The sequence below is a fragment of the Superficieibacter sp. genome (assembly GCF_032071645.1).
Classification (GTDB): Bacteria; Pseudomonadota; Gammaproteobacteria; order Enterobacterales; family Enterobacteriaceae; genus Superficieibacter.
In genome coordinates, this window is sequence record NZ_DAMAPU010000009.1 from 113,286 (window position 1) to 132,179 (window position 18,894).

Annotated in this window: 18 protein-coding genes, 1 other RNA gene and 1 pseudogene; 11 read left to right on the forward strand and 9 right to left on the reverse strand. The window is 54.6% G+C overall.

All coding sequences use genetic code 11. The annotated features are described in order from the left end of the window. The first annotated feature begins 156 nt into the window (after nucleotides 1-156). The 6 genes from murP to cysM all read left to right on the forward strand — a co-directional run bounded on the left by murP (nucleotide 157) and on the right by cysM (nucleotide 6,620). Nucleotides 157-1,578 carry a PTS N-acetylmuramic acid transporter subunit IIBC gene (murP, locus tag RT197_RS16285; protein WP_312952197.1) on the forward strand — a complete coding sequence of 474 codons (1,422 nt, stop codon included), beginning with the start codon at nucleotides 157-159 and terminating at the stop codon, nucleotides 1,576-1,578. Between the two features lie 254 nt (nucleotides 1,579-1,832). Beyond that, nucleotides 1,833-2,849, forward strand: a complete 1,017-nt coding sequence (locus RT197_RS16290) for a sulfate ABC transporter substrate-binding protein (RefSeq protein WP_312952198.1) — start codon at nucleotides 1,833-1,835, stop codon at nucleotides 2,847-2,849. Continuing rightward, nucleotides 2,849-3,682, forward strand: coding sequence for a sulfate/thiosulfate ABC transporter permease CysT (gene cysT, locus RT197_RS16295; RefSeq protein WP_312952199.1), 834 nt, complete (start codon nucleotides 2,849-2,851; stop codon nucleotides 3,680-3,682). The genes RT197_RS16290 and cysT overlap by 1 nt, the downstream gene beginning before the upstream one ends. After that, the gene (gene cysW, locus RT197_RS16300) at nucleotides 3,682-4,557 is read left to right on the forward strand and encodes a sulfate/thiosulfate ABC transporter permease CysW (protein WP_312952200.1); all 876 of its coding nucleotides are present in this window, start codon (nucleotides 3,682-3,684) and stop codon (nucleotides 4,555-4,557) included. The genes cysT and cysW overlap by 1 nt, the downstream gene beginning before the upstream one ends. Continuing rightward, nucleotides 4,547-5,641 (forward strand): sulfate/thiosulfate ABC transporter ATP-binding protein CysA, encoded by a 1,095-nt coding sequence (gene cysA / locus RT197_RS16305; RefSeq protein ID WP_312952201.1) that lies wholly within the window; start codon nucleotides 4,547-4,549, stop codon nucleotides 5,639-5,641. Before cysW ends, cysA begins: the two co-directional genes overlap by 11 nt. A 67-nt stretch (nucleotides 5,642-5,708) precedes the next feature. Continuing rightward, nucleotides 5,709-6,620, forward strand: coding sequence for a cysteine synthase CysM (gene cysM, locus RT197_RS16310; RefSeq protein WP_312952202.1), 912 nt, complete (start codon nucleotides 5,709-5,711; stop codon nucleotides 6,618-6,620). 1 nt (nucleotide 6,621) lies between these two features. On the opposite strand, the gene RT197_RS16315 is transcribed toward cysM, so the two are convergent. Next, complete coding sequence (locus RT197_RS16315; RefSeq protein WP_312952203.1) at nucleotides 6,622-6,981, reverse strand: YfeK family protein; 360 nt, start codon at nucleotides 6,979-6,981, stop codon at nucleotides 6,622-6,624. A gap of 105 nt (nucleotides 6,982-7,086) precedes the next feature. Here RT197_RS16315 and pdxK point away from each other — a divergent pair, with 105 nt between their 5' ends. Beyond that, complete coding sequence (gene pdxK, locus RT197_RS16320; RefSeq protein WP_312952204.1) at nucleotides 7,087-7,938, forward strand: pyridoxine/pyridoxal/pyridoxamine kinase; 852 nt, start codon at nucleotides 7,087-7,089, stop codon at nucleotides 7,936-7,938. Between the two features lie 42 nt (nucleotides 7,939-7,980). On the opposite strand, the gene crr is transcribed toward pdxK, so the two are convergent. The 5 genes from crr to cysZ all read right to left on the reverse strand — a co-directional run bounded on the left by crr (nucleotide 7,981) and on the right by cysZ (nucleotide 12,817). Continuing rightward, nucleotides 7,981-8,490, reverse strand: a complete 510-nt coding sequence (gene crr, locus RT197_RS16325) for a PTS glucose transporter subunit IIA (RefSeq protein WP_097333298.1) — start codon at nucleotides 8,488-8,490, stop codon at nucleotides 7,981-7,983. 40 nt (nucleotides 8,491-8,530) lie between these two features. Then, nucleotides 8,531-10,258 (reverse strand): phosphoenolpyruvate-protein phosphotransferase PtsI, encoded by a 1,728-nt coding sequence (gene ptsI, locus RT197_RS16330; protein WP_312952205.1) that lies wholly within the window; start codon nucleotides 10,256-10,258, stop codon nucleotides 8,531-8,533. Between the two features lie 45 nt (nucleotides 10,259-10,303). Next, the gene (gene ptsH / locus RT197_RS16335; RefSeq protein ID WP_002913505.1) at nucleotides 10,304-10,561 is read right to left on the reverse strand and encodes a phosphocarrier protein Hpr; all 258 of its coding nucleotides are present in this window, start codon (nucleotides 10,559-10,561) and stop codon (nucleotides 10,304-10,306) included. Between the two features lie 369 nt (nucleotides 10,562-10,930). Next, nucleotides 10,931-11,902 carry a cysteine synthase A gene (cysK, locus tag RT197_RS16340; RefSeq protein ID WP_312952206.1) on the reverse strand — a complete coding sequence of 324 codons (972 nt, stop codon included), beginning with the start codon at nucleotides 11,900-11,902 and terminating at the stop codon, nucleotides 10,931-10,933. Between the two features lie 153 nt (nucleotides 11,903-12,055). Continuing rightward, nucleotides 12,056-12,817, reverse strand: a complete 762-nt coding sequence (gene cysZ, locus RT197_RS16345) for a sulfate transporter CysZ (RefSeq protein ID WP_312952207.1) — start codon at nucleotides 12,815-12,817, stop codon at nucleotides 12,056-12,058. Nucleotides 12,818-13,047: 230 nt separating this feature from the next. Here cysZ and zipA point away from each other — a divergent pair, with 230 nt between their 5' ends. The 3 genes from zipA to RT197_RS16360 all read left to right on the forward strand — a co-directional run bounded on the left by zipA (nucleotide 13,048) and on the right by RT197_RS16360 (nucleotide 16,364). Next, a complete protein-coding gene (gene zipA, locus RT197_RS16350) occupies nucleotides 13,048-14,058 on the forward strand; it encodes a cell division protein ZipA (RefSeq protein ID WP_312952208.1) in 1,011 nt (336 codons plus the stop codon). 68 nt (nucleotides 14,059-14,126) lie between these two features. Beyond that, on the forward strand, nucleotides 14,127-16,145 hold the full coding sequence (gene ligA, locus RT197_RS16355) for an NAD-dependent DNA ligase LigA (RefSeq protein ID WP_312952209.1): 2,019 nt from the start codon (nucleotides 14,127-14,129) through the stop codon (nucleotides 16,143-16,145). Further along, nucleotides 16,146-16,364: a putative quorum-sensing-regulated virulence factor gene (locus tag RT197_RS16360; RefSeq protein ID WP_312952210.1), complete on the forward strand. Its 219-nt coding sequence runs from the start codon at nucleotides 16,146-16,148 to the stop codon at nucleotides 16,362-16,364. On the opposite strand, the gene RT197_RS16365 is transcribed toward RT197_RS16360, so the two are convergent. After that, nucleotides 16,361-17,347: a bile acid:sodium symporter family protein gene (locus tag RT197_RS16365; RefSeq protein WP_312952211.1), complete on the reverse strand. Its 987-nt coding sequence runs from the start codon at nucleotides 17,345-17,347 to the stop codon at nucleotides 16,361-16,363. The two genes, RT197_RS16360 and RT197_RS16365, sit on opposite strands and share 4 nt — an antisense overlap. 89 nt (nucleotides 17,348-17,436) lie before the next feature. Between RT197_RS16365 and RT197_RS16370 the strand changes: the two are divergent. Further along, a pseudogene (locus tag RT197_RS16370) lies at nucleotides 17,437-18,362 on the forward strand (LysR substrate-binding domain-containing protein). On the opposite strand, the gene RT197_RS16375 reads toward RT197_RS16370, so the two are convergent. Together RT197_RS16375 and RT197_RS16380 are read right to left on the reverse strand one after the other, a co-directional pair. After that, on the reverse strand, nucleotides 18,353-18,673 hold the full coding sequence (locus tag RT197_RS16375; protein ID WP_312952212.1) for a FlxA-like family protein: 321 nt from the start codon (nucleotides 18,671-18,673) through the stop codon (nucleotides 18,353-18,355). The pseudogene RT197_RS16370 and the gene RT197_RS16375 sit on opposite strands and share 10 nt — an antisense overlap. Before the next feature lie 98 nt (nucleotides 18,674-18,771). Further along, a non-coding RNA gene (locus RT197_RS16380) (RtT sRNA) lies at nucleotides 18,772-18,893 on the reverse strand. Nucleotide 18,894 lies beyond the last annotated feature (1 nt).

Sequence of the window (18,894 nt, forward strand, 5' to 3'; positions counted from 1 at the left end):
CCCGCTAATCAAGGCGGCATCGCAAGTGCTTGCGGTGCCGCCTTTTTTACTGTTCTGTGACTTCCCTGGAAAATCCTCCCGCAATCAATGCAGCTTCCGTTTGCCAGGCGCATAATGCGTTTATTCATTCTTCTATGGAACGGAGCGAGGAAAAGAGTGGCTAAAGATATCAGTAAGGACTTACTGGTCCAGATTATTTCGCTGGTGGGCGGGGAAGAGAATATTGTTTCCTGCGGCAATTGTATGACCCGTCTGCGGCTGAAAGTCGCCGATACGGAACAGGTGGATCGGCAAATCAGCGAGCGTCTGGCGGGCAGCGTTAGCGGTGTGATTCTTAACGGCAACGAAGTGCAGGTGATATTTGGCGTCGGCAAAGCGCAGCGTGCGGCGGAGGGCGTTAATCATCTGCTGGGCAAAAAGGATTTAAAATCGATAGCGGCGGATAATAAAAGCCAGCTTAAAAATAAACAGCAATCCTCTTTACAGCAATTCCTGGCTAATTTCGCCACTATTTTTACCCCGTTGATTCCCGGTTTTATCGCTTCCGGGCTGATGCTGGGGATCGCCACTTTAATCGGCACCGCGCTGCACGTCGCCCCGGATGCGACGGGCACCCTGCCGGACGCGCTGAATTTTCTCAAAATTTTCAGTAAAGGGCTGTTCACGTTTCTGGTGATCCTCGTCGGCTATAACGCGCAGAAAGCGTTTGGCGGTACGGCGGTGAACGGAGCGATTATCGCCACGCTGTTTATTCTCGGCTATAACCCTGCTGCCACCACCGGCTACTATTCCGGGCTACAGGACTTTTTCGGCATTGCTATCGATCCGCGCGGTAATATTATCGGCGTGCTGCTGGCGGCGTGGGCCGGAGCTAAAATCGAGCGATTCATCCGCCGGTATGTGCCTGACGAACTGGATATGCTCCTGACTTCAATGCTCACGCTGCTGGTGACCGCCGCGCTGACGTTTGTGGTGATTATGCCCATCGGCGTCTGGCTGTTCCAGGGCATGTCATGGCTGTTTATGCACCTCAACAGCAATCCGCTCGGCTGCGCGGTGCTGGCAGGCGTGTTTCTGATTGCAGTGGTGTTTGGCGTGCATCAGGGATTTATTCCGGTTTATCTGGCGCTGATGGATTCTCAGGGATTCAACTCGCTTTTCCCGATCCTTTCAATGGCAGGCGCGGGGCAGGTGGGAGCGGCGCTGGCCCTGTACTGGCGCGCGGATAAAACCTCGCTGTTGCGTTCACAAATCCGAGGGGCGATTATTCCGGGATTTCTCGGCGTCGGGGAGCCGCTGATTTATGGCGTTACGCTGCAGCGCATGAAGCCGTTTGTTACCGCCTGCTTTGGCGGCGCGGCAGGCGGGCTGTTTATTGGCACCATCGCCTGGCTGGGGCTGCCGGTCGGCCTCAACAGCGCCTTTGGTCCGTCCGGGCTGGTCGCGCTGCCGTTAATGACCTCTGACGAGGGCATCCTGCCTGCCATTGCGGTCTACGGCGGCGGCGTGCTGGTTTCTTACGTGGCCGGTTTTATCATTACCGCCCTGTTTGGCTGTAAGAATGTCGATTTGAGTTAAGGGGTGAATGATGAGAATCACACTATTACTGAAAACGGTGCTCATCCTTTTCGCCGTCGCTTACGGCTGGATTTGCGTAGCCCTCCAACCCTGAGTAAAGGGGCGGACATTCACGCGCCGCCCCTCAATTCGTCATCACGCTTATTCTGTTTTCGACTGGCAAATCACTAAACGGTATATAAAACCGTTACTCCTTTGGTGTCCGTTATAAATATTATGGCTATCGGAAAGTCATAAATTTATAAGGGTGCGCAATGGTCGTTAAATCACTGAAAAAAAGGTATCTGCTGCTGGCGGCCTCTTTGCTGCTGACCGCGCAGACGCAGGCGACTGAGTTGCTGAACAGCTCTTACGACGTCTCGCGTGAACTGTTTGCCGCCCTTAATCCGCCGTTTGAGCAGCAGTGGGCAAAAGATAACGGCGGCGACAAGCTGACGATTAAGCAGTCTCACGCCGGATCGTCAAAACAGGCGCTGGCTATTTTGCAGGGCCTTAAAGCCGATGTCGTCACCTATAACCAGGTGACCGACGTGCAAATCCTGCACGACAAAGGCAAGCTGATCCCGGCAGACTGGCAGAGCCGCCTGCCGAATAACAGTTCGCCGTTCTATTCGACGATGGCGTTCCTGGTGCGTAAAGGCAACCCGAAAAACATTCACGACTGGAACGATCTGGTGCGTTCTGACGTGAAGCTGATTTTCCCGAATCCGAAAACGTCCGGCAATGCGCGTTACACCTATCTTGCCGCGTGGGGCGCAGCCGATAAAGCCGACGGCGGCGATAAGGCCAAAACCCGGCAGTTTATGACCCAGTTTCTGAAGAATGTCGAAGTTTTTGATACCGGCGGTCGCGGTGCCACAACCACATTTGTGGAACGTGGCCTGGGCGATGTGCTGATAAGTTTTGAATCGGAAGTGAATAACATCCGCAAGCAGTATGAAGCGCAGGGCTTTGAAGTGGTGGTGCCGAAAGTGAACATCCTCGCAGAATTCCCGGTCGCCTGGGTGGATAAAAACGTCCAGGCCAACGGCACGGAAAAAGCGGCGAAAGCGTACCTGAACTGGCTGTACAGCCCGCAGGCGCAGAGCATCATCACTGACTACGCCTATCGCGTCAATAATCCGCAGGTCATGGACAAACTGAAAGACAAATTCCCGCAGACCGAGTTACTGCGCGTGGAAGATAGCTTTGGTCCCTGGCCGGAAGTGATGAAAACCCACTTCGCCAGCGGCGGGGAACTCGATAAGCTGCTGGCGGCGGGGCGTAAGTAATGTTTGCTGTCTCTACCCGGCGGGTGCTGCCGGGCTTTACCTTAAGCCTCGGCACCAGCCTGCTGTTTGTGTGCCTGATCATGCTGCTGCCGCTCAGTGCGCTGGTGATGCAGCTTTCCCAGATGAGCTGGGAGCAGTACTGGGAGGTGATCACCAATCCGCAGGTGGTGGCCGCGTATAAAGTAACGCTGCTGTCGGCGTTTGTGGCGTCGGTGTTTAACGGCGTTTTTGGCCTGCTGATGGCGTGGATCTTAACCCGCTATCGTTTTCCCGGACGCACGCTGCTGGATGCCCTGATAGACCTGCCGTTTGCGCTGCCGACGGCGGTGGCGGGCCTGACGCTGGCCTCTCTGTTTTCGGTTAACGGTTTTTACGGGGAATGGCTGGCGAAATTCGATATCAAAGTCACCTATACCTGGCTCGGTATCGCGGTCGCGATGGCGTTTACCAGTATTCCGTTTGTGGTGCGTACCGTCCAGCCGGTGCTGGAGGAGTTAGGCCCGGAATATGAGGAAGCGGCCGAAACCCTCGGTGCCACGCGCATTCAGAGCTTCCGTAAGGTGGTGCTGCCAGAACTGTCCCCCGCGCTGCTGGCGGGCGTGGCGCTCTCTTTTACCCGCAGCCTCGGTGAATTCGGTGCGGTCATTTTTATCGCCGGGAACATCGCGTGGAAAACGGAAGTGACCTCGCTGATGATCTTTGTCCGTCTTCAGGAGTTTGATTATCCGGCGGCCAGCGCTATTGCGTCGGTGATCCTCGCGGCCTCGCTGCTGCTGCTGTTCTCAATCAATACCCTGCAAAGTCGCTTTGGTCGGCGTGTGGTAGGTCATTAATGGCGGAAGTGACTCAATTGAAACGTTATGACGTCCCCCGCGTGAACTGGGGAAAATGGTTTCTGATCGCCTCAGGCGTGCTGCTGTCAGTGTTTATTCTTGTGGTGCCGATGATTTATATCTTCGTGCAGGCTTTCAGCAAGGGGCTGGCACCGGTTCTGCAAAACTTAAGCGATCCCGACATGCTCCATGCTATCTGGCTGACGGTGCTGATTGCGCTGATCACCGTGCCGGTCAACCTGCTGTTCGGGACGCTGCTGGCGTGGCTGGTGACGCGCTTTAACTTTCCGGGGCGTCAGCTGCTGCTGACGCTGCTGGACATTCCTTTTGCCGTCTCACCGGTGGTCGCAGGGCTGATTTACCTGCTGTTCTACGGATCTAACGGTCCACTTGGCGGCTGGCTGGACGAGAACAACCTGCAAATCATGTTCGCCTGGCCGGGCATGGTGTTAGTCACCATTTTTGTGACCTGTCCGTTTGTGGTACGCGAACTGGTGCCGGTGATGCTTAGCCAGGGAAGTCATGAAGATGAAGCGGCGATCCTGCTTGGCGCGTCCGGCTGGCAGATGTTCCGCCGCGTGACGTTACCGAATATTCGCTGGGCGCTGTTGTATGGCGTGGTGCTGACCAACGCCCGCGCGATTGGCGAGTTTGGCGCGGTGTCGGTGGTCTCCGGCTCCATTCGCGGTGAAACGCTGTCGCTACCGCTACAAATTGAACTGCTTGAGCAGGATTACAATACCGTCGGCTCGTTTACCGCCGCCGCTCTGCTGGCGTTGATGGCTATTCTGACCCTGTTTTTAAAGAGTGCGTTGCAGTGGCGTCTGAGCAATCAGGAACGACGCCTGCAACAGGAGGGAAATCATGAGCATTGAGATTGCCAGAATTAAGAAGTCTTTTGGTCGCACCCAGGTGCTGAACGATATCTCGCTGGATATTCCTTCAGGTCAGATGGTGGCGCTGCTGGGACCGTCCGGCTCCGGTAAAACCACGCTGCTGCGGATCATCGCCGGGCTGGAGCATCAGACCAGCGGCAATATTCGTTTTCACGGCACCGATGTCAGCCGCCTGCACGCGCGCGATCGCAAAGTGGGTTTTGTCTTCCAGCATTACGCGCTTTTTCGCCATATGACGGTGTTTGATAACATCGCGTTTGGCCTGACCGTACTGCCGCGCCGTGAGCGCCCGAATGCGGCCACCATCAAAGCGAAAGTCACCCGACTGCTGGAAATGGTACAGCTTGCGCATCTGGCGGAACGCTATCCGGCCCAGCTTTCCGGCGGACAGAAACAGCGCGTGGCGCTGGCGCGTGCGCTGGCCGTTGAACCGCAAATCCTGCTGCTTGATGAACCTTTCGGCGCGCTGGACGCCCAGGTGCGTAAAGAACTGCGCCGCTGGCTGCGTCAGCTTCATGAAGAACTGAAGTTCACCAGCGTGTTTGTCACCCACGATCAGGAAGAGGCGATGGAAGTCGCGGATCGGGTCGTGGTGATGAGCCAGGGAAATATCGAACAGGTGGACGTGCCGGATCAGGTCTGGCGTGAACCGGCGACCCGCTTCGTGCTGGAGTTTATGGGCGAAGTCAATCGTCTGAACGGCACTATTCGCGGCGGGCAGTTCCACGTTGGTGCGCACCGCTGGCCGCTGGGCTATACCTCTGCGCATCAGGGGCCGGTAGAGCTATTTCTGCGTCCGTGGGAAGTGGACATCAGCCGCCGCACCAGTCTGGACGCGCCGCTGCCGGTGCAGGTTATCGAAGCCAGTCCGAAAGGCCATTACACCCAACTGGTGGTGCAACCGCTTGGCTGGCATGACGAACCTCTCACCGTAGTGATGCAGGACGATAACGCTCCGGTGCGCGGCGAACGACTGTTTGTCGGGCTACAACATGCGCGTCTCTATCACGGCAAGGAGCGCATCGAAAATCATCAGGCGCTTGCTCTGGCAGAATCCGCCTGATAGCTTAATCAGTATGTTTATCGCCCGGTGGCGCTGCGCTAGCCGGGCTTTTTATTGAGCAAAAAACGTGGACACATTAGAGCAAACCATCGGCAATACGCCGCTGGTCAAATTACAGCGTCTGGGGCCGGACAACGGCAGCGAAATCTGGGTCAAACTGGAAGGCAATAATCCGGCGGGATCGGTGAAAGATCGCGCGGCGCTTTCGATGATTGTCGAGGCGGAAAAACGCGGCGAAATTAAACCTGGCGACGTGCTGATCGAAGCCACCAGCGGTAATACGGGCATTGCGCTGGCGATGATTGCCGCGCTGAAAGGCTATCGCATGAAGCTGCTCATGCCCGATAACATGAGCCAGGAGCGCCGTGCCGCCATGCGCGCCTACGGTGCTGATCTGATTCTGGTCAGCAAAGAGCAGGGCATGGAAGGAGCGCGGGATCTGGCAGCCGAAATGGCCGAACGTGGGGAAGGCAAGTTGCTGGACCAGTTCAACAATCCTGATAACCCCTATGCGCATTATACGACTACCGGCCCGGAAATCTGGCGGCAAACCGCCGGACGCATCAGCCATTTTGTCTCCAGCATGGGCACGACCGGCACGATTACCGGCGTGTCGCGTTTTCTGCGCGAGCAGGAGAAGGCGGTGACGATTGTCGGCTTACAACCGGCTGAGGGAAGCAGTATTCCGGGCATCCGCCGCTGGCCTGCGGAATATATGCCGGGTATTTTCAACGCCGCGCTGGTGGATGAGGTGCTGGATATTCATCAACGGGAAGCAGAAGACACCATGCGCACGCTTGCGGTACGCGAAGGCATCTTCTGCGGTGTCAGTTCAGGTGGCGCGGTAGCTGGCGCACTGCGCGTGGCGCGCGCCAACCCCGGTGCGGTAGTCGTAGCGATTATTTGCGACCGTGGCGACCGTTATCTCTCCACCGGGGTGTTCGGTGAAGAGCATTTCAGTCAGGGCGCGGGAATTTAAGCTACAGATTTTTGTCCGTTTCTGCGATCAGCGTATGCAGATAAGGCTGCGCGTTTTCATCGCTCTTGCCGGGAATTTTAACGATATACGGCTTCCCGGTGATCGATGAGGACGACGCGACTTTATCAATAAACTGCTCGGCGGTGTCAATGCGGTTGCGGGTATTGCCCAGCTTCAGGCGCAGGTGAGAAACGGCCTCGTCACAGTTGTGCGCATCACCATTGCGCACAAAGACCAGGTCTTTTTTCTGGGCCAGCGCGTCAAGCATGGCGTTGATACGGGCTTCTTCATGGGCGTTGAGTTTGGCGAAAGCCGGGAACGTCATCAGCAGTGCGGCAACCAGGCAAAATATTTTCTTCATAGAAACTCCATCTCCTTGATATCTGTCGGCGATTTGACTGCCAAAATCGGGTAAAGTTTCTGACGGGATGTGCTGGCGATCGTCGGCAAGGAGACAGAGTAAGAAATGAGTAGTTTATTGTTGTTCAATGATAAGAGCAGGGCGTTACAGGCGGATATTGTCGCCGTGCAGTCGCAGGTGGTTTACGGCAGCGTGGGTAACAGCATCGCCGTACCGGCTATCAAACAGAACGGGCTGAACGTTTTTGCCGTGCCGACGGTGCTGTTAAGCAATACGCCGCACTACGACACCTTTTATGGCGGGGCGATCCCCGATGAATGGTTTAGCGGCTATCTGCGTGGGTTACAGGAGCGCGATGCGTTGCGTCAGCTCCGGGCGGTGACGACGGGCTATATGGGCACGGCGTCGCAAATCAACATTCTCTCCCGCTGGCTGACTGCGTTGCGCGAGGCGCATCCTGACCTGCTGATCCTGGTCGATCCGGTCATTGGCGACATCGACAGCGGGATCTATGTTAAACCTGACCTGCCGGAAGCGTACCGTGACCATCTGCTGCCGCTGGCTCAGGGGTTGACGCCGAACGTTTTTGAGCTGGAAGTATTAACCGGCAGAAACTGCCGCGATGTGGACAGCGCCATTGCTGCCGCAAAAAGTCTGCTTTCGGACACACTGAAATGGATCGTCATCACCAGCGCGCCCGGTGCCGATGAGAGCCAGCAGATGCAGGTGATTGTAGTGACCGCCGACAGCGTCGATGTGGTTTCCCATCCGCGCGTGAAGACCGATTTAAAAGGCACCGGTGATTTATTCTGCGCACAGCTGGTGAGTGGATTAGTGAAGGGTCTGGAACTCACGGACGCCGTGCGAACTGCCGGTTTCCGCGTGCTGGAAGTGATGCGCTACACGCATGAAAGAGAAAGCGATGAACTGATCCTGCCGCCGCTGGCAGAAAGATAAAAAAAATGGTGCCAGAAGGCACCATTTTTTATGGAGTAATGCTTACTTCTTGATGCGAATAACCGGTGTTTCACCCACGGTCACGCTACCAGACAGTTTGATCAGTTCTTTGATCTCGTCCATGTTGGAGATAACAACCGGAGTCAGGGTAGACTTGGCTTTCTCTTCCAGCAGCGGCAGATCGAACTCGATAACCGTGTCGCCGACTTTCACGCGCTGGCCTTCTTCAGCAATACGCTTGAAGCCTTCGCCTTTCAGTTCGACGGTGTCGATACCGAAGTGAACAAACAGCTCAATGCCGCTATCCGATTCGATAGAGAACGCATGGTTAGTTTCAAAAATTTTGCCGATGGTACCATCAACCGGTGCAACCATTTTGTTACCGGTAGGTTTGATGGCAATACCATCACCAACGATTTTTTCAGCAAAAACGACATCCGGCACGTCTTCGATATTCACGATTTCGCCAGACAGCGGAGCAATAATCTCAATAGTTCCGGTGTCTTTCTTATCATCAGAAACCAGAGATTTCAGTTTATCAAACAAACCCATGATCTTCTCCTAAGCAGTAAATTGGGCCGCATCTCGTGGATTAGCAGATTGTTTTTTCTTCAATGAACTTGTTAACCAGCGTCATTAACTCGTCCGTTGTCGGTTGAGCAAGAGCCTGCTCTGCTAATACCTTCGCATCTTCGAAATTCGTGTTACGAATAATTTTCTTAATGCGCGGGATAGAAATGGAGCTCATTGAGAACTCATCCAGACCCATCCCTAACAACAGAAGTGTAGCACGTTCGTCGCCTGCAAGCTCACCACACATGCCGGTCCATTTACCTTCAGCATGAGAAGCATCAATAACTTGTTTAATCAGAGTCAGTACGGACGGTGACATCGGCTGATAAAGATGGGAAATCATATCATTACCACGGTCAACTGCCAGCGTGTACTGGGTTAAGTCATTGGTACCGATACTAAAGAAATCGACTTCTTTGGCTAAATGACGGGCAATAGTCGCTGCCGCCGGAGTTTCAACCATTACGCCAATTTCAATACTTTCATCGAAGGCTTTACCTTCGTCGCGCAGTTCCTGTTTGTAGATTTCGATCTCTTTGCGCAGTGCGCGGACTTCTTCTACAGAGATGATCATCGGGAACATGATACGCAGTTTGCCGAAAGCAGAAGCGCGCAGAATTGCACGAACCTGATCGCGCAGGATTTCTTTACGATCCATGGCGATACGCACGGCACGCCAGCCGAGGAACGGGTTTTCTTCTTTCGGGAAGTTCATGTACGGCAGTTCTTTGTCGCCGCCGATGTCCATGGTACGGACAATAACCGCCTGAGAGCCACAGGCTTCAGCAACGGCTTTGTACGCGGAGAATTGTTCTTCTTCGGTCGGCAGCGCGTCGCGGTCCATGAACAGGAATTCGGTACGGTAAAGGCCCACGCCTTCCGCGCCGTTGCGTTCTGCACCGTCTACATCGCGCACGGTGCCGATGTTAGCGCAGACTTCAACCTGATGACCGTCAAGGGTAATCGCAGGCAGATCTTTCAGCTTGGCCAGTTCGGCTTTTTCGCTGGCAACCTGCTCCTGAACGGCACGCAGTTGATCGATTTCTTCATTAGTTGGGTTGACGTAAACTTTATTGTTTACGGCATCCAGAATCAGATAATCGCCGTTTTTCACCTGGGCAGTTACGCTGCCGGTACCCACGATAGCAGGCAGTTCCAGAGAACGCGCCATGATGGAGGTGTGAGAAGTACGGCCACCCACATCAGTGATAAAGCCCAGTACCTTTTGCAGGTTTAACTGTGCGGTTTCTGAAGGGGTAAGGTCAGCGGCAACGAGGATCACTTCGTCCTGGATTGAGCTTAAGTCAATGATCGCCATGCCGAGAATGTTACGCATCAAACGCTTACCGATGTCACGCACGTCAGCCGCACGTTCTTTCAGGTATTCGTCATCCAGTTCTTCTAAAGCAGTTGCCTGCCCTTCGATAACTTCATGGGCTGCTGCGTCAGCAGTCATGTGCTTATCTTTAATCAGGGCTATGATTTCCTGCTCCAGCTCCTCATCTTCGAGCAGCATGATATGCCCTTCAAAGATGGCTTCTTTTTCTTCGCCGAAAGTTTCACCAGCTTTGGTTTTAATTGCTTCAAGCTGGGCAGACGCCTTTGCGCGACCGCTCAGAAACCGTTCAACTTCCTGATCAACCTTATCGGCAGAAATTTTCTTCCGGTCGATGACAATCTCATCTTCTTTTAACAACAGCGCGTTGCCAAAAGCGATACCCGGGGATGCTAAAATGCCTGAAATCATAACCCTACCTTTACTTGTGACTGATATTAAAAAGAACCCGTGAACTTACTCGAGTTCAGCCATCAGTTTAACCAGATGCTCAACTGCTTTTTGCTCGTCTTCACCTTCTGCAGACAGGGTGACAACGGTGCCCTGAGTCAGACCCAGAGTTTGCAGTTTGAACAGGCTTTTTGCGCTGGCGCTTTTGCCGTTAGAGGTCACAGTAATTTCGGAAGTAAAACCTTTGGCTTCTTTCACAAACTGAGCAGCAGGGCGGGTGTGAAGACCGTTCGGAGCGGTAATAGTAACTTCTTGCTGGAACATTATATTTCCCCAACTTATAGGTTTAGTATTGTGGATCTAAAGTTTAGCTTGTTGGCTACACTTTAGCCTGGATCATAAGCGCCTGCGCTTAACGGTTACGTTAACGTAATCGGGACAGGAACTACTGGCCTTAGACGTTTAGCGCGTCATTAAACATTATGCCGCGAAAGCAAGATTTGAACCAAATCATAAAATCGATTCAGCCAGTGGAAAAGCCACTTTTGAATAATTTCGCGCATCAAAATAATTCTGCTGGTTAAATACCAGACCTGACGGGGTGAAGCAATGCCGGGAGGGGTAAAAGTTTGAAGTACGCCACAAAAAAGCACCCCTCTGGGTGCTTTTTTACGCGAATTTTACAAACTGGCACTACTGTTGCAACTCTTTCTCTGTGAACAGATCGGCAAACAGTGCAGTACTCAGATAACGCTCACCCGAAGAGGGTAGGATAACCACAATATTCTTGTTGGTAAAGGTTTCATCTTGCTGTAACTTCAGCGCCGCTGCGACCGCCGCGCCGGAGGAAATCCCGGCCAGAATGCCTTCTTCTTCCATCAGCTTACGAGCGGTAGAAATCGCTTCTTCGTTGGTAATGCCAACGACTTTATCAACCAGTTTCAGATCGAGGTTACCGGGAATAAAGCCTGCGCCGATGCCCTGAATTTTATGCGGGCCAGGCTTCAGCTCTTCGCCTGCCAGTGCCTGAGCAATAACCGGAGAATCGGATGGTTCAACCGCCACGGTGATGAGGTCGGTTTTGCCTTTGGTATTTTTGATGTAGCGGCTGACGCCGGTCAGCGTACCGCCAGTACCCACGCCGGAGATGAAAACGTCAACCTGACCGTCAGTATCTTCCCAGATTTCAGGGCCGGTAGTCTTTTCATGAATTTCCGGATTTGCCGGGTTGCTGAACTGCTGGAGCAGCAGATATTTCGCCGGATCGCTGGCGACGATTTCTTCCGCTTTCTGGATCGCCCCTTTCATGCCTTTCGCGCCTTCGGTCAGTACCAGGTTAGCACCCAGCGCTTTCAGCAGCTTGCGACGTTCCACGCTCATGGTTTCCGGCATGGTCAGGGTCAGTTTGTAACCGCGCGCAGCGGCAACGTAGGCCAGCGCAATCCCGGTATTACCACTGGTCGGCTCGACCAGCTCAATGCCCGCTTTCAGTACGCCGCGTTTTTCAGCATCCCAAATCATGTTGGCACCGATTCGGCACTTAACGCTAAAGCTTGGGTTGCGTGATTCTACCTTCGCCAGAATGCGTCCGTTACCGATTCGGTTCAGTCGAACCAATGGCGTATGACCGATAGTCAGCGAGTTATCTTCAAAAATCTTACTCATGGCCTGTCCTTAACTGTATGAAATTTGGGGTGACGGCACCAGCATACCTGCTCATGGAATATGCGGAAGTAAGGATTTCGCATATCTATATGCTGAAGGGAAATAATGATGACCAGTATGGAATAAGAAGTGGAATAATCCACTTCTTCCCCATTACCGCCACAGCGCGTGGTTGGGGCGATATTCATCCACCCACAGGGCCGTTGCACCACAAACCGCAACCGGCATGATGAAAAGATTGAGCACCGGGATCATGGTAAACAGATTGACGATCATGCCGAACTGCATGTTGGTCATTTTGCGCGTGCGCAGCGCCCCGCGCATCGTCCGGAAGGGGACTTTATGGTTATCGAACGGATAATCGCAATACTGGATAGACATCATCCACGCGCTGAATAAAAACCACAGTATCGGGGCCACCGTCTGACCAACGCCGGGAATAAAGTAGAGGATCAGCAACAGCACCGCGCGCGGCAGATACCAGGCAAGTTTTTGCCATTCACGCTTCATGATGCGCGGCAGATCTTTCATGATACCCATAATACCGCCGTCGGGTGGCGTTGCGCCGGTTAGCCGCGCTTCGAGTTGCTCCGCCAGCAGGCCGTTAAACGGGGCGGCTATCCAGTTGGTGAGGGTAGAAAAAAGATAACCAAATACCAGTAGTATGGAAATCACGGCCAGTGGCCAGATCACATAGCTAAGCCATTGCAGCCAGTCCGGTACGTAACTCAGCAGGGCGGGGATCCAGGTATCCAGCCGGGTAAACAGCCACCAGAATGCGCCACCCATCAACAGCACGTTGATTAACAGCGGCATAAAAACGTAACGGCGAATGCCGGGCAGGGAGATCAGTTTCCACCCCTGGGAAAAGTAATAAAGACCGCTTCTTGAAGTCGCTGAAGAGGATGACGTCATGTTCAGGCAATGCTCCTTTTACTGCTGCCGGATGAGTAACTCGCCTATATTATCCGGTTGTGCGGCAATCTCCAGTTGAGAAATGTTCGAAAAATCAGCAAAAGGCACAATTTAGTTCATCTTTATGCGGTGAAATCCTTGCGCGCACTTGCACTTGACGTAATCGGCAAATACTCTTAGTGAGTAAATGTTTGCCGTGGTGGCAAGGTGTTAGAACAACAGAGAATATAATGATGCAGGATTTGCGTCTGATATTAATCATTGTTGGCGCGATCGCCATAATCGCTTTACTGGTCCATGGGTTCTGGACCAGCCGTAAAGAGCGCTCTTCTATGTTTCGCGATCGCCCACTAAAACGCATGAAGTCACAGCGTGATGACGACGAGTCTGATAGCAGTGAGTTCGAAGACGACGCTGACAGCGTAGGTGAAGTGCGAGTTCATCGGGTTAATCACGCCCCTGGCGCAGCACCCGGCGAGCATGAAGCCCCTCGTCAGCCTCAACACCGCTATCAGCCGCCTTATGAATCGGCACAGCCTCGCCAGCCGCAGCCGCCTGTGCAGCAGCAGGAAGAGCCCGTGCGCCAGCCGCCGCAGCCGCCTGTTCAGCATCAGCCTGTTCATCCGTCGCAACCCGTACAACAGCCGCAGCCTGTTCACCAACCGCAGCCCGTGCCGCAGCAACCGCCAGCGCAGCCGCAACCGGTGCAAACGCCGCCGGTTCGCCAGCCTCAGCCTGCGCCGCAGCCAGAGGGGGTTCACGAGCCAGCCCCCCAACCGCAGCCTGTCGAACCTGCTCCCGTTCAGGAAAAACCGAAACGTGCGGAAACGGTCATCGTGATGAACGTTTCGGCGCATCACGGCACGCAGATCAGCGGTGAATTATTGCTGAACAGCATTCAGCAGGCGGGCTTCAAATTTGGTGAAATGAATATTTTCCATCGCCACCTGAGTACTGATGGTGGTGGTCCGGTACTGTTTAGCCTGGCCAACATGGTGAAACCGGGTTTCTTTGAATCAGAATCCATGACCGATTTCGTCACGCCTGGCGTCACTATCTTTATGCAGGTGCCTTCCTACGGTGATGAGTTGCAGAACTTCAAGCTCATGCTGCAATCCGCACAATACATCGCGGATGAAGTGGGTGGCGTAGTGCTCGACGATCAGCGTCGGATGATGACCCCGCAAAAACTGCGTGAGTATCAGGATCGTATTCGCGAGGTGAAAGAGGCCAACGCATAACGTCTGGCTGCTTTACTCTTTTCTCTGAACCCCCGCCTGTCGGGGGTTTTTTATATTGATGGTGTGATATGGACTCTATTGAACAACAACTGACTGAACTGCGAACCACGCTTCGCCATCATGAATATTTGTATCATGTTATGGATACGCCGGAAGTCCCGGACGCCGAATATGACCGCCTGATGCGTGAACTGCGCGAGCTTGAGGCGCAGCGCCCGGATTTAATTACGCCTGATTCGCCCACCCAACGGGTGGGCGCTGCGCCGCTGGCTTCTTTTAGCCAGGTGCGGCACGAAATCCCGATGCTGTCGCTGGATAACGTCTTCGACGAACAAAGTTTCCTCACCTTTGAAAAACGCGTGCAGGATCGACTGAAAAATACCGCCGCACTGACCTGGTGCTGCGAACTGAAGCTGGACGGCCTGGCGGTGAGCATTCTTTATGAGAATGGCATTCTGGTGCGGGCAGCGACTCGCGGCGACGGCACCACGGGTGAAGACATCACCACCAACGTGCGCACCATTCGCGCTATTCCCCTTAAGCTACACGGTGAAGGTATTCCGGCGCGGCTGGAAGTGCGTGGCGAAGTCTTTCTGCCGCAAAGCGGGTTTGAAAAAATCAACGAAGAAGCGCGCAAAAAAGGCGGTAAGGTTTTTGCCAACCCGCGTAACGCGGCGGCAGGTTCGCTGCGTCAGCTCGATCCACGCATAACCGCAAAGCGTCCGTTAACCTTTTTCTGCTACGGCGTGGGGATTCTGGAAGGTGGGGAACTACCTGATACGCATCTTGGCCGCCTGCAACAATTTAAGGCCTGGGGGCTGCCGGTCAGCAACCGCGTAACGCTCTGCGATTCTCCCGAAGCGGTACTGGCGTTTTATCGTAAGGTCGAAGAAGACCGTCCGACCCTCGGCTTTGATATTGATGGCGTGGTAATAAAGGTCAACTCGCTGGCATTGCAGGAACAACTGGGCTTCGTTTCACGCGCGCCACGCTGGGCGGTGGCCTTCAAATTCCCGGCGCAGGAGCAGATGACCACCGTGCGCGACGTAGAGTTTCAGGTAGGCCGCACCGGGGCCATCACCCCGGTCGCGCGGCTGGAGCCGGTTCAGGTGGCGGGGGTGCTGGTCAGCAATGCCACGCTGCATAACGCGGATGAAATCGAACGTCTGGGCCTGCGTATTGGCGACAAAGTGGTGATCCGCCGTGCCGGTGATGTGATCCCGCAGGTCGTTAACGTGGTGCTCACCGAGCGCCCTGAAGAAACGCGTCCGGTGGTTTTCCCGGCACACTGTCCGGTTTGTGGCTCTGACGTTGAGCGCGTGGAAGGCGAGGCGGTGACCCGCTGCACCGGCGGGCTGATTTGCGGCGCACAGCGCAAAGAATCGCTTAAGCATTTTGTCTCGCGCCGCGCGATGGACGTTGACGGTATGGGCGACAAGATTATCGATCAACTGGTGGAAAAAGAGTACGTCCATACCCCGGCGGATCTGTTCCGTCTGACGGCGGGCAAACTCACCGGGCTGGATCGGATGGGACCGAAATCCGCCCAGAACGTGGTCAACGCGCTGGATAAGGCCAAAGAGACGACCTTTGCCCGTTTCCTCTACGCGCTCGGCATTCGTGAAGTCGGTGAATCCACGGCGGCGGGGCTGGCGGCTTATTTCGGCACGCTGGAGGCGCTGGAAGCCGCGTCGGTTGAGGAACTGCAAAAAGTACCGGATGTCGGCGTGGTGGTGGCAAAGCACGTCTTCAACTTCTTTGAAGAAGAGAGCAACCGCGAGGTGATCCGCCAGCTGGTGGAAGAGGTCGGCATTCACTGGCCTGCGCCGGTGGTGATTAAAGCCGAAGAAATCGACAGCCCGTTTGCCGGGAAAACGGTGGTACTGACCGGCAGTCTGAGCCTGATGTCGCGTGACGATGCCAAAGAACGTCTTACGGCGCTGGGCGCGAAGGTATCCGGCAGCGTCTCAAAGAAAACCGATCTGGTCATTGCCGGGGAAGCCGCTGGCTCCAAGCTGGCGAAGGCGCAGGAACTGGGCATTGAGGTGATTGACGAAGCGGAGATGATCCGCCTGCTGGGGGCATAAGTGGAAAAAGAGCAGCTGATAGAAATCGCTAATACCGAGATGCCGTTCGGCAAATACAAAGGTCGCAGGCTGATTGATTTGCCGGAAGAATATCTGCTGTGGTTTGCCCGCAAGGATGAGTTTCCCGCCGGGCGGCTTGGCGAACTGATGGCAATCACGCTGCTCATCAAAACAGAGGGGCTGACCCAACTGGTGCAGCCCCTGAAACGCCCGCGCTAAACTTTCGCGACTTGCGCCTGGCGTTGCTCGGTCTGGCGCTTGTAGCGTCGCGCCAGCACCGCGCAAACCATAAGCTGGATCTGATGAAAAATCATCAGCGGCAGTACCATCATCCCGATCGCTGACACCGGAAAGAGAATGTTGGCCATTGGGATGCCATTCGCCAGGCTTTTCTTCGATCCACAGAACACAATGGTGATTTCGTCAGCTTTGCTGAATCCGCCTTTGCGGGCAACCAGCACGTTCACTGCGATCACAATCGCCAGCAGCACAATACTGACCACCACGATAAACAGCAGCGAACCCGGGCCCACTTTATGCCAGATACCGTTGACGACCGCCTCGCTGAAAGCGGAGTACACGACCAGCAGAATGGAGGTCTGATCGGTTTTGCCAATCCATTTTTTATTCCGCGCCACCCACTCGCCGATCAGCGGTCGGGAGAGATGTCCCAGCACAAACGGCAGCAGCAGTTGCAGCATAATTTTCCCCACCTGTTGCAGACTACCTTCCGCCCCATGCATGTTCATCACCAGCCCAACCAGCAGCGGCGATAAGAAAATCCCAAGCAGACTGGAAGCGGACGCTGAACACACGGCGGCAGCAACGTTACCGCCCGCCAGCGACGTAAAGGCAATAGCCGACTGGACGGTGGCAGGCAAAATGCACAGGTAAAGGAAACCGGTATAGAGCTGCGGATCGACATTCACCGGGGCCCACCAGGCAAACAGCACGCCGAGCACCGGGAAAAGGATAAAGGTGCTGCACATTACCCACAGATGCAATCGCCAGTGGCTACCGCCAGCGATAATCGCTTCCCGCGACAGCTTCGCCCCGTGCATAAAAAACAGGAGCGCGATGGCCGCTGTGGTCAGCCATTCAAAATACTGCACAAAATTACCGCGTGCGGGGAAGAAAGAGGCCAGCAGGACCACGGCGACCAGCGTTAGTGTAAAAGGATCGAGAATACGGAAAAATTTCATATACGCTCCTGAAAATCGATAACCCTATTGTGCTTTTTTCCGTTTGAGAAATAAAATTGATTTATTGCATCTATTCATGAATAAAAAAGATGAATTACTCTCTGCGTCAGCTTCGTGTTTTCGTCACCGTCGCCCGGGTTAAAAGTTTTAGCCGGCAGGGGAGATGATTGGCCTGAGCCAGTCGGCGGTCAGCCACAGCGTGAAAGAACTGGAGCAACAAACCGGCGTGCGGCTGCTGGATCGTACCACCCGCGAAGTGGCACTGACCGAGGCGGGTCAGCAGCTTGCGGCTCGTCTTGAGCGGGTGCTGGATGAGCTGCATAGCACGCTGCGCGACGCCGGTCGGGTCGGAACGCAACTTACCGGCAAGGTGCGCGTGGCTGCCAGCCAGACGATCTCCGCACATCTGATCCCCCGCTGCATCGCACAGAGTAATCGCTGCTACCCGGAAATTGACTTCGTGCTGCATGACCGTCCGCAGCAGTGGGTACTGGAAAGCATTCGTCAGGGCGAAGTGGATTTTGGCATCGTCATCGATCCGGGTGCGGTAAACGATCTGCAGTGCGAGACGATCCTGGCTGAACCTTTTCTGCTCCTGTGCCGTGAAGATCATCCTTTTGCAGTACAGGAATGTGCGTGCTGGCAGGATCTTCAGCATGAGCGGCTGGTACTTCAGGATTATGCCTCCGGCAGCCGACCGCTGATTGATGCCGCGCTGGCACGATTTTCAGTTGATGCTCATATTGTGCAGGAGATTGGACACCCGGCTACGCTGTTTCCGATGGTAGAAGCAGGGATTGGTATTAGCGTACTACCCGCGCTGGCGCTGCCTTTGCCGCAGGGGAGTCATCTGAAAGTTAAGCGTCTGACGCCAGTGGTTGAGCGGCAGCTGATGCTGGCGCGACGTAAAAATCGCTCGCTCTCGACGGCTGCCCAGGCGTTGTGGGAGGTGGTTCGCGCGCAGGCCAGCGAGCTTTCGGCAGGCCGCACGCATAACCCGCTTTATCAAATATAAATATCGATTTGATGATCGTCGGACGGACGATTAACGCCTTCAACCTTCGCCTGCTGTTGCTCCTGCTTCTGCTGCGACTTCTCTGCCTGCTCGCGCTGAAGTTGCGCCAGCTGCGCCTGAAGCATTTTAATTTGTGTCTGGATCATCTCCTGCTGCTTTTTCTTATCATCTTCGCTGCCACTGGAATCAGCGACGTCTTTAAGCTGCTGGGTAAGTTTGGCGATCTGCCGGGTGATGCGGGCGATGTCTGAAGAGGCGTTGCTACTGCCGCCGCTTTGTACAGCGGGTGTGGACGTGGAAATCGTGGTCATTGTCGGCTCCTTTTTGCCTTAAAAATCAGTTATCGGCAAAGAAGGGCATTACTTAAGAGCAGATAGCAAAAAAGCGCCTTTAGGGCGCTTTTTTGCATTGGTGGGTCGTGAAGGATGACTCGCTTCGCTCGCCCTTCGGGCCGTCGCCGCAGGCGGCTCCGTTACCTCACTGCGTTCGGCCCGAACCTGCTGCAGGTTCGAATCGTCAGTATCGCAGATAG